The sequence below is a fragment of the Halorubrum wangae genome, assembly GCF_051194135.1.
GTDB lineage: Archaea > Halobacteriota > Halobacteria > Halobacteriales > Haloferacaceae > Halorubrum.
In genome coordinates this window covers 55,467-68,503 of the sequence record NZ_JBLZNH010000007.1, presented here as the reverse complement: position 1 = coordinate 68,503, position 13,037 = coordinate 55,467, and the positions used below count along the sequence as shown (strand labels likewise).

Genomic DNA, 13,037 nt, shown 5'->3' with positions numbered 1-13,037 from the left:
ACGATTAGCAATGCCAATAGCGTGTTCACCATCAATAGCCCGTGTTGAACGTGGGCACATCGCTGACGACACCCTCTGTATCTTGCACGGCACTTCTGACAGCGTTTGGTGAGGTTTCGGTGGGCGTGCTGCATAGAGCGCGCGTATTTATCACACTTTTTTCTAGTTTGTAGTAACTAATCAAGCTATGCCTATCATTATATATGATAAACATTACAAATACATCTGGAGTGTCAACCATAGACGGATGGAAACCCCATCCATGAAGACAATGGAAGAAAGCGAAGCAACAGTAACGAACAACGATTCAGATAGAGAGGGCCGGGATGGCATCGATCGGCGAACGGTACTGAAAACTACAGCTCTCGCTGGTATTGGGCTGAGGGGTCTTTATGCAGGATCAGAGAATGTAAGGGCAGAATCAGATAAACCGGTATCGCCGGATCCCGACGGGGATTTTGACGTCACTATCTCCAATGGGACTCTCGAGGTTAACGTCGGCGAACTCGCGTCTGGTACAGGTGTGGGCGGGGACAACTGGATTTTCCAGGGCCAGGGTACGATGTATCGAGAGACGTACGGTTTCCAAGACGGCACTGGGCCGATGTCGAACGCCGAACAAGATGGGACGGTCGTCAGCACGTTTCCCTCGTCAGTCAGTGCCGGAACCACAGCCGAGTCGACGGTCACTATACCACTGGTGACGGCCACAGGTGAAAGTTTGACGTTAGAGGTTGGGAGGAACGTCACGTTAGATCCGGCGGAAGCGATACTGCGCGTCGACTACGACGTGACAAATCCGAGCGATAGTGGTGTTACTGTCTCCGACCTCCAGATCGCTCAATACGTCGATTACGACATTGGGTCGCCCGGTGGAGAGGTGGGCCAGTACTTCCTGGACCAGCAGACGAATTGCGAGTTCATCTTCCAAGAAGACACGGCACTCGGTCTCTTTGCCGGGTTTACGGGTGAATCAGCGAGTGCCAATCACGACCTGGATAACTATTCCACTACTCTCTCTCGCTTCCGGAATGGCGAATACAACAACGATGACCGCTGGCCGGATTCCGGCACCGGCGACGTCGGGTTAGCGTTCGAATGGGGTCTCGGAACACTTGCTCCGGGCGAGTCGACGTCGTTCCGGAACTCGTTCGTGTACAACGAAACTGCGACCGACTTCGAAACGGAAATCTGCCAGGAATCACCGGCCAACCAGCCGCCGGTGGCATCGTTCAGCTACGAGCCAGAGGATCCCGAAGTCGAGGAGGGGATCACCTTCAACGCAAGCGACTCGACCGATCTCGACGGGGACGAGACTATCGTCTCCTACGACTGGGACTTCGGCGACGGCACAACAGGCACGGGCGAGATGACGACTCACAGTTACGACGACGCCGGTGAGTACGAGGTGACGCTGACGGTGACCGACGATGCCGATGCGACCGACACGGTCACGCAGACCGTCCCGGTCGTCGTCTTCGCTAACCCGCTTCTGGTGGACGGGGAATCGTACTTGCCGACCGACCCCGACGGGGACGGTCTCTACGAGGACATCGACGGTGATGGCGTGGTGACGGCGGACGACGTCATCGCGTTCAAGGATATCATCAGAGCCTACAGGAATGGGAACCTGACCCTCGCACGGGCACAGGTCGACGCGCTGGATTTCAACGGTGACAGAGAACTCACCAACGCGGACCTGGGGGCCTACCGCCGACATATCCGTTAGTAGACGGACGACAACGACCTCTGTCCGCCGTCGCCGCTCTCGTCTTCCGGGATCCCGATGTCGTCTATTGTTTTAATAGCCGATCCAGGAGGACAGGTCCAGAAATAACCGGACGCTCCGTGGTGGATACATGCTCTGTATCTCGCACACAGATTCTATCAATTCTTAAGGATTTCAACAGAGCCATTATATTAGATGCCTCTTGTATTCTGGCTTCATACTTCCAAGAATGGAGTAGATGAACATCCCGAAAAAGACGAAGAATGCTATCATAAATACGACTCCAAGAGTGGTAAAAAGCGGTGCTAGCGTCGTATCGAAGATACCCATAAGCAGGAGAATACCAGCCCCGGTTACTGATCCCAACATCAATAGGAAGGTCCCGATAAATACTGCTTCAGTCCAACCCTGCGACTTCACGGAGACCGCCAACATGAGTCGCTGTCCGTCGGCACGGTCACCCCACGACGTGCGGAGTGAGAGAGTCACGGCGTATCGGCGAGCGAACGTCAAACGCGATCTCGTCGAGGACCGATTCAACGCGAGTGACGACGTCCTCGACAAGCACTACGATCGACGCAGCGAGCACGAGAAGACAGCGCAGCGACGGGAGGTACTTCGACATATGAACTGACAAGCACCAAGACGACGAGGGACGGGTAGCAGAGACGCAAATAACACGTTCGGGGTGGGCGGATACCAAATTCAGGTCGGTTCCGGATACACCAAGAAATCGACAATTCCGGCCGTAGAAGACTCGAGACAGTAGTCTACGTTTTCAGAAGATGCCTTGAAAAATGGAGTGCATCGGAGCCGCCGACGGGCCGCGTTCTTCTCTTATCATTCGGGGATCATCACGGCGTCCTCCGTGATACTCATGTACCGTGAAAAGTTGCTTTCCTCACAGTTGAAGCACTCGCGCGGCCCGGTCCGCGAAGAGGTTGCCATGACGTTGCCACAGTGACGACACACGTGAAGGTGGTTTCTATCTCCCATGGTTACTTCCCCCCTCACCCTCCTTGAGATACGGTGTCACTACACATAACTCTCCCTTCGCAGTCGCGGCGAGACATCCCGTAGACCGTCCCCGCACCCCACGCGCCCTCTAAACGGAGAGCGGAACGGCCGCCGACCCAGAAAAATACATGTCGTGTTTTATCTAATCCCTTACATACTCATTTAATATCTATTGTGTTTAATAATTAAGAATGTCTGTAGGACAGGAGCTACTTGACGTACCGTTCCCCGAGATGGTGGCCAGCATGGGGCAGGGGATCGCGGACGCGCAGAACCAGTTGGACATGAACTCGGTCGAGGTCGCCAAGACGCTCGCAGAGACCGAAATCGAGGTCGTCCCGGCGATCACGCGGACGATCGACTCGAACGGCGACGTCACCTACTCGTCGGCGGACGCGATCGACGTCTCGCTGCTGCAGGCGGGGCTGTTCCCGACGTTCTACCAGTTCTCGGAGGCCGTCATCGAAGTCGAGATGGACATCAAGACGACCACCGAACGAGAGACGGATATCGACGTCAGCGCCAAGGCGCACGCCGGGTTCGGACTGTGGGGCGGCAGCATCCAGACTGACGTGAGCCACAACCGCAAGTTCGGGAAAGAAGTTCACGGGACGAGCAAACTGAAGACCACGATGGTTCCGGTGCCAGAGCCGCCGTACCTCTTCCCCGAGGTCGAAACGGTCGACAACCGCAACACGCCCGAGGAGTGATCGAATCGGATTTCCGTCGTCAAACGACGAGAGCACGACTCTCGCCGACGACCGCATCCGCATCGCCGACACCGATACCTATGCCACTACGAGCCCATCACGTATCCCCCCGCAGTACCGCTCTCCGCCGACCGTTCCGACCGGTCGCGGACGTCCCGTTCGACGACCTCGTGGTCAGGCTGGCCGCGGGCGTCGCCGACGCGCAAACCGCGCTCGACACCCGGGCCGCGGAAACGGCGGCCTCGCTCGCGGAGACCGACGTCAAGGTCGTCCCGTCGATGACGAGAACGATCGATTCGGAGGGCGCAGTCACCGTGGAGGCGGCTGCGCCGGAGCGCCGATCCCTGCTCGAACTCGGGATCAAGCCCGCTTGGTACCGATTCGGCGAGACGACGATCGAAGTCGATGTCGACGTGAGCGCGAGCGACGACGCATGGGCGGACGCCGACGATGCGGACACCGCCGATTCGAACGCGGACCGACTTGACGCGACGAGGGGGTTCAGGGCAGGCACGCAGTCGGTGATCGACCGACGTCGGTTCGATCGAACGGCCGGCACGAACGCTCGGCTGGTCGCACGTCTCGAACCCACGCCGATCCCCGTTCGAGTCGATTCAACGGACCTGGCCGAGGGGGCCCGCGGAGGCGACCGTGCAGACTGACGAGTGGCTGGCGAGGCCGCTCTCCGAGTTCATCCGCGCGGTCGCGTTCTCGGTCGCCGAGGGCCAAGAGGAGTTGGACCGCCGATCGATGGCGTCGCAGCGAGCCCTCGAACGAGAGATCGAGAGCGGTGAACTCGCGTACGACCTCGACGCGTCCTGGCTCCGCTTCGCCGACGTCGAGGCCGACCTGGAGCTGACGCTGTCCATCGAGGGGCAAGCAATCCGCGACCCGGAGACGAAGGAAGTCCGCGCGTACAAGCCCATTGTGAGCGCGGTCCCGCTCAACCAACGGGTCGTGGACGAGTACGACGTCGACGCCGACATCGCGAGTGAGGTCCGACTCAAGATTTCGCCCGTTCCGCCGGAGACCCGCCGCCCATGAGCGAGCGATTCGTCTCCGGCGACGCGTTTCGGATCGCCGAGACGTTCCAGTTGGAGGAGATCCCCCAGCTCGACGTCGACAAGTTCGAGACCGTTGAGCGAGCCGCCGTCGAGCGAGTGATCACGGAGCAACAGGAGTCGCTCGTCCGGCTACAGACCGACGTGCTCGACGTTCGGACCGAGCGCGACGCGCTCGATCACCAGCTTGCGAAGGTGATCGACGACCGCGAACGGCTGCAGGACCGCGTGCGAGAGTTAGAGGCCGAACGGCCGGCACTTGAGCCGAAGACGGTGTTCGAGAACCTCGGTGCAGCGCTGGAGGCGGCCGACGAGGACTTGTCGAGCGAGCGCTACCGCGTCGACGACGTCGACTTCACGCTGAAGGCGAACCTGACACAGACCGAGGAGGGCGTTCGAATGCACCTTCCCTCGCTGGACGAGTCGTCGGTCTCGGCGAATCTCAGCGAGGTCTCGTTCCGACTCCGCGCGCCACGCGAGAGCCCCAACCGGCCGGAGTCGGCGTACGTCGACGTTCCGGAGCTACGCGGACTGTCGCGTGAGGCCGCGACCCGCCGGCTGCGTGCCGCCGACCTCACGGTGGGAACGGTCGAGCGCACGCCGGATCCGACGACGACCCCCGGCGCCGTTGTCGAGCAGTTCCCCGACGCGTACGCGGTCGCCGAGCCAGGATCGCCAGTCGACCTCGTTCTCGCCGCGGAGTCGGAGAGCGAGGCGGATTCGTCCGGCGAGCCGACCGCGCCTGGCGAGGGCACGATCGAAACGGAGCCGCCCGCGCCTGCCGAGGACGAGGACGCGATCGAAACGGAGCCGCCCGCGCCTGCCGAGGACGAGGACGCGGCCGCCAGCGAGGACGCGAACGCTGGCGGAGAGACGGAGGCTGCTGCGGCGACCGCGGCCGGCGAGGCGGAGCCCGTCGAGGACGCGGACGACGCGTCGACCGACCGTATCGAAGACGACGAAGGGGCGCGCATGGAGGCGTTCCGCCGTGCCCTCGTCGAAGTCGACCCGGAGAACGGCGACGCCGTCGCCGACCGGTTGCGGCGTGCCGGCGTCACGGACCTCGAATCGCTGACGAAGCTGGACCCGGAGGAGCTCGCCGAGCGACTGTCGATCCCCGTCGAACTGATCCTCGCGCTACAGAAACAGCTCGGGGCGCGCGAGGAGCCGCGGGAGCTCGAATCCATCTCGGGGATCGGCCCGACGTACGCGGATCGGCTCCGTGAGAAGGGGATCGAAACCGTCGCTCAGCTGTCGAGACTCGATCCGGAGACGGTCTCTGAGATCACACGAGCCTCGACGAGTCGGACCGCGGACTGGGTCGAACAGGCGGCGAAGACGACGGAGGAACGATGAGTCTCGCGGAGCGGTTCGGCGCGTCGATCAATGTCACGGGGCCGGATCCCGACGCGGAGGCGTTCTTCTTCGTGAAGCGTCCCGAGTCGGTCGACCACGACGCGTTCGTCACCGGACTGCTCGGGCTGGTCGGAACCGCCGGCCGACTGGTGTTGCATCACCGATCGGGGTTCGCCGTTGTCCGCGTGTCGCACGACCGCGCGCAACGCCTGCGGCGGCTTCCGTGGATCGATACCGTCGGCGGCGTCCGGTTTGATCCGGAACAGTTCGCGGCCGTGACGGGCGCACCGATCGGATAACCACGCGATCCTCCGGCGAGGTCCGCACCGACAGCGTATTTATACCCGGCATACTACATTCCCGACATGAGTCTCGTCGTGGTTCCGGTTCGATTCCCCCCGTCGTCGCATTCGGCAGCGACGCTGCGGGAGGCGGTCCGCGTCGCAGAGGAGCGTGGCGCCGATCTCACGATCCTCCACGTGGACCTGTATCAGAACTCCGGCGGCGTCTCCCGGAGCGACCTCAAGCGCGCGGTTGAAAGCCGGGTCGGAAAGCTGGACCGTGCGCGGTACGTCGTGAGGCGCGGGTTCCTCGTCGAGGAGACGATCTTAGAGGAGATAGTCGCCGAGGGCGCCGACGTGGTCGTTATCGGATCGAAGCAGGCCGGCCGCTGGCGGCGGATGGTTCAGAAACTGCTCTCGGACCCGGACATCGACTCGTTCCTCCGCAGCGAACTGGACTGCACGGTCATCACGGTCGGGCGCGACGGCGCGACGGAGCGCAACGAGGCCGGCGACGCGGAGGCCGACGCCCCCGTCCCCGACGACGCTGACGACTGACCGAGCGGCCCGCTCGAAACCTCTCGGCCGCTGCCACGTTTTCGACCTCCTACTCCGCCCGCCCGGCCACTTCGTACCGGCGTTCGTATTCGATGACGGTCGCGACGCGGTCGGCGATTTCCCGGCCGAACTCCCGCTCGACGATATATAGCGCGAGGTCGATCCCGGAGGTCACACCGCCCGCGGAAAGCAGGTCGCCGTCGTCGACGACGCGCGCGTCCACGACCTCGGCGCCCGACTCCCGCAGTTCGTCGATTGCGGCGGCGTGAGTGACCGCGCGCCGGCCGTCGGTGACACCGGCCTCCGCGAGAAGCATCGATCCGGTACACACCGACGCGATCCGAGTGCCGCCCGCGTGGTGGTCGGCGAGCGCGCGCGGTACGTCGCCCTTCTGCGCCTCGGCCCACGCGCTGGCCTCCTCGTCGCGGGCGGACCAGCCACCGCCGGGAACCACGAGCAGGTCGGGGGCGTCGGCGGCGCCCGGTTCGGCCAGCACGCCGTCGACGCCGACTCGGGTTCCGTGGCTCGCGGTCACCCAGTCGCGCTCGTCGAGGGTCACGTAGCGGACGCGACCGGCGCGGTCGTCCCCCGCGGCGACGTAGCCCAGCGCGTAGTCGAACACCTCGTACGGGCCGATCCCGTCCAACTCGTCAAAGCCGTCGTACAGCAGCACGTCCACGTTCATCGACGGTCCCGTACGCGTCCCGCCGGCATGTGCGTTCCCCCGGTTTCACTCCGCGGCGAACGCGTCGGCGACCGTCTGGACGTCGCCGGCGACGCGCTCGCGGTCGATCCGCTCGCCGCGATACGCGCGCTCGACGATCCCGGCAGGATTGACGAGGAGGGTGACCACGAGATGCGTGAAGTCGTAGCCGTGAAGCCTGTCGCTCTCCGTCGTCCGCTGGAAACCGATTCCGAGCCGGTCCCGAACGACGACCTTCGCCCGCTCCGGGCTCTTCGGGCGGAGGTAGTGCCAGTTTCCGGCGTCGAGGTCGACGCCGATGGTCTCGGCGTGCTCGCGGAGCGCCGCCGCGTCGTCGCGCTCCGGGTCGAACGTGATCGGGAGCAACGCCGTCTCGTCGGTCAGCCCAGCCTCGGCGACACGCCGCTGGACGCCGACCAGTCGCCGGAGAAGGATCCCGCACTCCACGGGACAAGTGGTGAAGATCCCGGTCACGAGCGCGGTCCGACCGATCGCCTCGCTGTCTATCGTGACTCCTGCGATCGGGTCACGCAGTTCGAACGCCGGGAGCGGCTGTCCGTACGCGGGGTACGCGAGGTCCTCGCTGTCCGCGATCTGGTCTTCCTGCGGTCCGAGGACGACTCCCTCGGGCTCGTCGTCGAGGACCGACGTACACCCGGCGGTCGCGCCGACCGTGGCCGTCGCGAGTCCGCCGAGCAGTGCGCGCCGTTTCATACCGAAAGCGACGGAGTGCGGTCGCATAGTCAGTCTGGTGCGCACGTCGAACGCGGACCGCGAGCGGCGTTGCAAGACGGGAACGATCCGGCTACTCGAACAGGCTGTCGACGGTCCGGACGAACCGGTCGACGATCCGGTCCGGGAGCGACGCGGAAACTTCGTCGAGGAGCGCCGCGGTCCGTTCGGGCCGCGCAAGCGAGACGCGCATGGGCCGGTCGTCGGACTTCTCGACGATCCCGCTCTCGACGAGCGTCGAGACGTGCCACGAGACGGTGCTCCCCGCGAGGTCCAACTCGTCCGCGAGCGTCGCCGGGCGAGTCGGTCCCTCGGCGTGGAGTCGGACGAGAATCTCTCGGGCGGTCTCGCGGCGGAGGAAGGCGACCGTCCGTCGCTCCCAGGGGCCGAACCCCGGATCGAAGTAGTGAGCGCGGCCGCCGATCCGCTCGACCGCGACCTCGCCGTCGCGGACGAGCCGACGCAGGTGATACTGCGCCTGCCCGGTGGCGATGTCGAGGTCGCGTCGCAGCCGGTTGAAGTGGACGCCGGGCGTGTCGCGGACGTGTCGGCGAACCCGGGTTCTGGTGTCCGGCATTGATGGTCACCCCGACGTACTGGACCGGAACGTAAAACGGGTCCGCGTGTTCTCTCCGCGCGGGAGCGATCGGGAGAGTATTCTTGTCGCTCCCCGCAGTAGTTATCGAGACGGTGCATTCGATCTTCGCGAGCGCGACAGCGGCCGCCGGCGCCTGGGGCGTAGAGGGATCGCTACCACTGCTCGGCGTCGTAATCGTCGCCGCCGTCGGGACGGGAGTCCTCTTTCTGGTGAGCCTCGTCGCCTATCGCCGCCGCCGGAGCTCGCAGTACGCATTTATAAGCGTCGCCGTCGGCTTCCTCCTCGTGCGGTCGGTCGTGGGGGCGGGCACCGTCCTCGGCGTCGTGCCGATGCCGGTCCACCACTACCTCGAACACAGCCTCGACTTCCTCATCGCCGCGGTGATTCTCTACGCCGTGTACGCCTACGCTCCCGGATCGGTGGGAGACGACGCTCCCCCGAGCTGACCGGTCTGTCCTCGCCCGTCGCCTCAGTCCCCGATCCCGCGGCGAACGCGCTCGAGGGCCGCGTCGACGCGGTCGCCGTACGCCAGCGTCCCGCCCGCGACGACGGCGCCGAGCAGCGTCCACCCGACCAGCGACCCGACCGCCCGAGCCGTCGAGACGAGCCCATCCTCCGGGGCGAAAGCGACGCCGATCACGTGCTCGAAGACGAGCCCGCGGAAGGCGCCGTTCGGTGTGAGCGCGAGCGACGCGGGTATCGTCGACGGCGACGCCCCGGCGCCCAGCGACCGGAGGAGGACGAGGTCGCCGCCGAGCACGCCGGCCGCGAGCGCCAGCGTCCCGAGCGCGAACGCGCCGCGGCGGCTCGCCGCGAAAGCCGAGACGGCCGCTGCGAGCGACACGTACGCCGCGCCGAGGAGGAGAACGAACGCGAGGAACCGCACGTACAACAGCGGAGAGTCGACGCCGGCGTGGGTCGCGAAGATCCCGGTGTCAGGCGCGGCGGTCAGCCAGACGACGGCGCCGATCACCGCGTAGGGGACGCCGACCGCGGCGACGAGCGCGACCAGTCGCGCCAGTAGCACCCCCGCCACGTACTCGCCGACGCGGACCGGGTAGGTCCGGATAACGGCGAGTTCGCCGCTCGCGACGTCGGTGAGCAGCGCGCGATACCCCAACACCACGGCTGCGAGCGGGACGAGCGCCTCGGTCGGCAGGAGGAGGTCGACGACCGCGGGCACGAATCCGGTCGCGCCGCCGCCGCCCGCCGCGAGGAGCCCACCGAGGACGACGAGCAGTCCGACCGCCAGCACCCCGTACTCGGGCGTTCGTCCCACCGTTGCGAGCTCGCGCCGGAACACGGTACCGAACCGAGAGAGGCGGCCGCTCATCGGTCCGACACCCCCGTGACGTGGACGTCTGGCTCCGCGTCGCCGCGGGCGTCCGCGTCGCTCTCGGCGGCTCCGGGGTCCGGATCGTCCGAGTTCGCTCCGGAAGCGCCCGCCACGATGCGGTACAGCTCGCTCGCATCGACCGCGTCGTGCTCGTCGAGTAGCCGCGCCAGCGACCCCGCGGTGGCGACCCGTCCCCGACGCAGGATCACGACGCGGTCGGCGTGGACGTCGACCAGATCGAGCGCGTGCGAGGAGACGACGACCGCGGTGTCGCCGTCGGCGCGACAGGCGGCCGCGCTGAACGCGCGTTCGCGCATCCCCGGATCGAGCCCGCTCGCCGGCTCGTCGAGAACCACGAGCGACGGCTCGCCGAGAATCGCCTGTGCGATACCCAACAGGCGCCGCATGCCGCCCGAGAGCGCCTCGACGCGCCTGTCGGCCGCGTCGCCCAGACCGACCCGTTCGAGCGCTGCGTCCGGGTCGTCGTCGACCAGCCGCGCGTAGAACGCGAGCGTCTCGCGGGCGGTGAAGCCGTCTCGGAACGGCACCCGCTGCGGCAGGTAGCCGACGGGCTTCGAGCCGGTCACTTCCGCCCGCGTCACCGTGCCGGTCGTCGGCGCCACCGCACCGGCGAGGAGGCCGAGCAGCGTCGATTTCCCGGAGCCGTTCGGGCCGACGACGGCGGTGACGCCGGGCTCGATATCGAGCGACACGCCGTCGAGCACCGGGACACCGCCGTACGTCCGGGTCGCGTCGGAGAGGCTCGCCACAGGCTCGTTAGGCATGCGTCGCCCCCGTCCGTGGCGTCCGCGTCGCTCCGACCACAGTCGGAGCAACCGGGTCTGCGCGGCGCGTTCCCGGAGCGATACCAGCGTCCGTCGCGTGTCGAGTGGGTGAGTGCATCCGTTCGGTGTCTCCGTCGTCTGTTCGCTCGAACCGGTCGCGCCAGTCGGCGTGGATCGGCCCCGAGTCCGGGTCGAGCGCCTCGTCCACCCGCTCCGGCGAGTAGGGCGACCTCGCGGGTACCGGGTCGATGATGCTCCCCGAGCGCGCGCCCGGGACGGTTCCCCGAAGCCGGTCGAGGAGGGCGGCCGCGGGCGACTCGCGCACCGCGACCACGGCGACGTCACGGTGGAGGGCGCCGTCCACTGGCGAGGTGGGACGGTACGCGCGCTCGCCGGGCTCGTGGACGCCGACGTTCGCCCCCTCCCAGTAGTTCCCGCGACCGTCGTCGGCCCAAACGCGGAGCGCGCCCGCACCGGCGGTCGCGTGGTCCGCGTTGCCGACGAAGTCGTTCTCGACGACCCGACTCGACGGGACGACCGTGGTCGCGCGGGCGCCGAGTTCGTTGTTCGCGGCGACGTTGCGCTCGTACAGCGACCCCCGCGAACTGGTCGCGAAGCCGAGCTCATTGCCGACGAGGGTGTTGTAGCCGATGTAGGATCGGGTCCCCGAAGCCTGTATCCCCGCGCTGGAGTTCCGCACGTGGTTGCCGACGATCGCGTTACCCGACGGGCGCGTCATCACCGTGATCCCGCCGAAGAGCTCGTTTCGGAACGTGTTGTCGGCGATCAGTGCGTCGCCGGTGTACATGAGGTGGACGCCGTAGCGGTTGTCCGCGAACGACGAGTTCCGGACGACCGAGCCGTCGGCGCGGTGGAGGTAGATTCCGTCTCGGCCGCCGGAAACGGCGCTGTCCGTCACGGTCACCCGCGACTGCATGCCGGTGATTCCCATGAATCCCTCTCGCCAGTCGTCCGTCCCGTCGACGCGGAGGTCCCGGACGACCGCGTGAGAGCCGTCCCGAAGGAGCAGGCCGCTCGCGTTCGCCTCGATAACCACGTCGTCGACGAAGAGTCCCGGTGCGCCGACCGCGCGTATCCCCGCGTCGCCGTGGCCGTACCCGAGTTGGATGTTGGTGTCCCACGCCTCGCCCTCACTGTCGCGGGACTCGCGCGCCGCCTCCGGGTCGCGCGTCCGGTTCCCGCTCCCGACTATCGTGACCCCAGTGACCGCCACGTCGGGCGCTCGAACCGTGATCACCGAGCCGTTCCCGTCGCCGCTGATCCGCGCGTCCTCGCCGGCGAGCGTCACCGGCTTCGTCACTGTCAGGGTCTCTTCGTAACTCCCTGACGGGACGACGACGGTCGTGTTCGCCGGCGCGGCCGCGAGCGCCGCCCCGATAGTCGGCGCGTCCTCCCCGACGACGACGGAGACGGGTCGGTCGGTGCGGCGCTCGGCGGCCGCGATCCGGTCGTCAGCCGCGGTCCACCGATCCGGAGCCGCCTCGCGCAGCGCCCCCGCGGAGTCCGTCTCGAACGGTCGATTCCGGACCGACTCCCAGTCCGTCACTCGGCCGCCGTGGTCGGCGACGAACGCCTCGGCGTCGTCCCGCTCGCGGAACGGGATGACCGTCTCGCCGGCCGGGCTTCGGGCGTCGCTTCCGACCACGTACGCCGCCTCCGGAGCCGGTGTCCACTCTCCGGGCAGTTCGGCCGCGAACAGGCCGGAATCCGTCGTTCCCGGTCGCGCGTCGTCGAAGGTCTCGACGTAGGCGACGATGGGGTAGCCGAACTGCCGCTCGGTCCGCCCGTCGTCGAACGTCGCCGCGAACGACTCGACGCCGTTGTAGCCGACGACGTACTGGAGCTGCGAGTAGAACACCTGCGTTCGGGGGACCGTGGCCGACCCCGCCATCAGCGCGTCCGTCTCGGAGGAGAGCCCGAGTTCGACTACGTCGTCGTAGGCGATCGGAGACGGCGCGGCCGATTCGGGGTCGACGGCGAACGCTCCCGCCGTCGCTGCCGCGGCGACGAGGAGGATCACGGCGAACGCAAGCCGGACCGCGAGCGACGGATCGCCGTACGGGTCGAAACGCGTCACGGTGGCGGTTCGGTCGGTGGGGGTTTATCCGATCTGGTTCGTTCCTCGAACGGACGGCTGAACGGGTTCCGAG

General features: G+C 66.4%; 14 protein-coding genes and 1 pseudogene. 9 read left to right on the top strand and 6 right to left on the bottom strand.

All coding sequences use genetic code 11. The features are described 5' to 3' along the window. Positions 1-262: 262 nt before the first annotated feature. From ACNS84_RS15845 to ACNS84_RS15810, 8 genes and pseudogenes are all read left to right on the top strand, one after another. Positions 263-1,729 carry a PKD domain-containing protein gene (locus ACNS84_RS15845; protein ID WP_435075832.1) on the top strand — a complete coding sequence of 489 codons (1,467 nt, stop codon included), beginning with the start codon at positions 263-265 and terminating at the stop codon, positions 1,727-1,729. A gap of 436 nt (positions 1,730-2,165) precedes the next feature. Beyond that, positions 2,166-2,363 (top strand): annotated as a pseudogene (locus ACNS84_RS15840) (site-specific integrase); the annotation flags it as partial. 574 nt (positions 2,364-2,937) lie between these two features. Next, complete coding sequence (locus ACNS84_RS15835) at positions 2,938-3,456, top strand: hypothetical protein (RefSeq protein ID WP_435075831.1); 519 nt, start codon at positions 2,938-2,940, stop codon at positions 3,454-3,456. An 80-nt stretch (positions 3,457-3,536) separates the two neighbouring features. Then, positions 3,537-4,118 (top strand): hypothetical protein, encoded by a 582-nt coding sequence (locus tag ACNS84_RS15830; RefSeq protein WP_435075830.1) that lies wholly within the window; start codon positions 3,537-3,539, stop codon positions 4,116-4,118. Continuing rightward, entirely contained in the window at positions 4,108-4,500 is a 393-nt protein-coding gene (locus ACNS84_RS15825) for a hypothetical protein (protein WP_435075829.1), read from the top strand. The genes ACNS84_RS15830 and ACNS84_RS15825 overlap by 11 nt, the downstream gene beginning before the upstream one ends. Continuing rightward, positions 4,497-5,873 carry a helix-hairpin-helix domain-containing protein gene (locus ACNS84_RS15820; RefSeq protein WP_435075828.1) on the top strand — a complete coding sequence of 459 codons (1,377 nt, stop codon included), beginning with the start codon at positions 4,497-4,499 and terminating at the stop codon, positions 5,871-5,873. The genes ACNS84_RS15825 and ACNS84_RS15820 overlap by 4 nt, the downstream gene beginning before the upstream one ends. Continuing rightward, positions 5,870-6,172, top strand: coding sequence for a hypothetical protein (locus ACNS84_RS15815; RefSeq protein ID WP_435075826.1), 303 nt, complete (start codon positions 5,870-5,872; stop codon positions 6,170-6,172). Before ACNS84_RS15820 ends, ACNS84_RS15815 begins: the two co-directional genes overlap by 4 nt. Positions 6,173-6,238: 66 nt before the next feature. Beyond that, a complete protein-coding gene (locus ACNS84_RS15810; RefSeq protein WP_435075825.1) occupies positions 6,239-6,712 on the top strand; it encodes a universal stress protein in 474 nt (157 codons plus the stop codon). Between the two features lie 49 nt (positions 6,713-6,761). Here the strand turns inward: ACNS84_RS15810 and ACNS84_RS15805 are convergent, their stop codons facing one another. From ACNS84_RS15805 to ACNS84_RS15795, 3 genes are all read right to left on the bottom strand, one after another. Next, positions 6,762-7,397, bottom strand: a complete 636-nt coding sequence (locus tag ACNS84_RS15805) for a DJ-1/PfpI family protein (protein WP_435075824.1) — start codon at positions 7,395-7,397, stop codon at positions 6,762-6,764. Between the two features lie 45 nt (positions 7,398-7,442). Then, positions 7,443-8,129, bottom strand: a complete 687-nt coding sequence (locus tag ACNS84_RS15800) for an SCO family protein (RefSeq protein ID WP_435075823.1) — start codon at positions 8,127-8,129, stop codon at positions 7,443-7,445. A gap of 91 nt (positions 8,130-8,220) precedes the next feature. Next, positions 8,221-8,724 (bottom strand): winged helix-turn-helix transcriptional regulator, encoded by a 504-nt coding sequence (locus ACNS84_RS15795; protein ID WP_435075822.1) that lies wholly within the window; start codon positions 8,722-8,724, stop codon positions 8,221-8,223. Positions 8,725-8,837: 113 nt separating this feature from the next. Here ACNS84_RS15795 and ACNS84_RS15790 point away from each other — a divergent pair, with 113 nt between their 5' ends. Then, positions 8,838-9,191: a DUF7471 family protein gene (locus ACNS84_RS15790; RefSeq protein ID WP_435075821.1), complete on the top strand. Its 354-nt coding sequence runs from the start codon at positions 8,838-8,840 to the stop codon at positions 9,189-9,191. Between the two features lie 23 nt (positions 9,192-9,214). Here the strand turns inward: ACNS84_RS15790 and ACNS84_RS15785 are convergent, their stop codons facing one another. From ACNS84_RS15785 to ACNS84_RS15775, 3 genes are read right to left on the bottom strand one after another with little or no spacing between them, the layout of a single operon-like run. Beyond that, the gene (locus ACNS84_RS15785; protein WP_435075820.1) at positions 9,215-10,078 is read right to left on the bottom strand and encodes an ABC transporter permease subunit; all 864 of its coding nucleotides are present in this window, start codon (positions 10,076-10,078) and stop codon (positions 9,215-9,217) included. Beyond that, positions 10,075-10,866 carry an ABC transporter ATP-binding protein gene (locus ACNS84_RS15780; RefSeq protein WP_435075819.1) on the bottom strand — a complete coding sequence of 264 codons (792 nt, stop codon included), beginning with the start codon at positions 10,864-10,866 and terminating at the stop codon, positions 10,075-10,077. Before ACNS84_RS15780 ends, ACNS84_RS15785 begins: the two co-directional genes overlap by 4 nt. Beyond that, entirely contained in the window at positions 10,859-12,964 is a 2,106-nt protein-coding gene (locus ACNS84_RS15775; protein WP_435075818.1) for a NosD domain-containing protein, read from the bottom strand. Before ACNS84_RS15775 ends, ACNS84_RS15780 begins: the two co-directional genes overlap by 8 nt. Positions 12,965-13,037 lie beyond the last annotated feature (73 nt).

Excerpts from the sequence above, each read along its gene's own strand:
- ACNS84_RS15845 (WP_435075832.1), top strand. The coding sequence starts at position 263 with ATGAAGACAATGGAAGAAAGCGAAGCAACAGTAACGAACAACGATTCA.
- ACNS84_RS15835 (WP_435075831.1), top strand. The coding sequence starts at position 2,938 with ATGTCTGTAGGACAGGAGCTACTTGACGTACCGTTCCCCGAGATGGTG.
- ACNS84_RS15830 (WP_435075830.1), top strand. The coding sequence starts at position 3,537 with ATGCCACTACGAGCCCATCACGTATCCCCCCGCAGTACCGCTCTCCGC.
- ACNS84_RS15820 (WP_435075828.1), top strand. The coding sequence starts at position 4,497 with ATGAGCGAGCGATTCGTCTCCGGCGACGCGTTTCGGATCGCCGAGACG.
- ACNS84_RS15815 (WP_435075826.1), top strand. The coding sequence starts at position 5,870 with ATGAGTCTCGCGGAGCGGTTCGGCGCGTCGATCAATGTCACGGGGCCG.
- ACNS84_RS15810 (WP_435075825.1), top strand. The coding sequence starts at position 6,239 with ATGAGTCTCGTCGTGGTTCCGGTTCGATTCCCCCCGTCGTCGCATTCG.
- ACNS84_RS15805 (WP_435075824.1), bottom strand. The coding sequence starts at position 7,397 with ATGAACGTGGACGTGCTGCTGTACGACGGCTTTGACGAGTTGGACGGG.
- ACNS84_RS15800 (WP_435075823.1), bottom strand. The coding sequence starts at position 8,129 with ATGAAACGGCGCGCACTGCTCGGCGGACTCGCGACGGCCACGGTCGGC.
- ACNS84_RS15795 (WP_435075822.1), bottom strand. The coding sequence starts at position 8,724 with ATGCCGGACACCAGAACCCGGGTTCGCCGACACGTCCGCGACACGCCC.
- ACNS84_RS15785 (WP_435075820.1), bottom strand. The coding sequence starts at position 10,078 with ATGAGCGGCCGCCTCTCTCGGTTCGGTACCGTGTTCCGGCGCGAGCTC.
- ACNS84_RS15780 (WP_435075819.1), bottom strand. The coding sequence starts at position 10,866 with ATGCCTAACGAGCCTGTGGCGAGCCTCTCCGACGCGACCCGGACGTAC.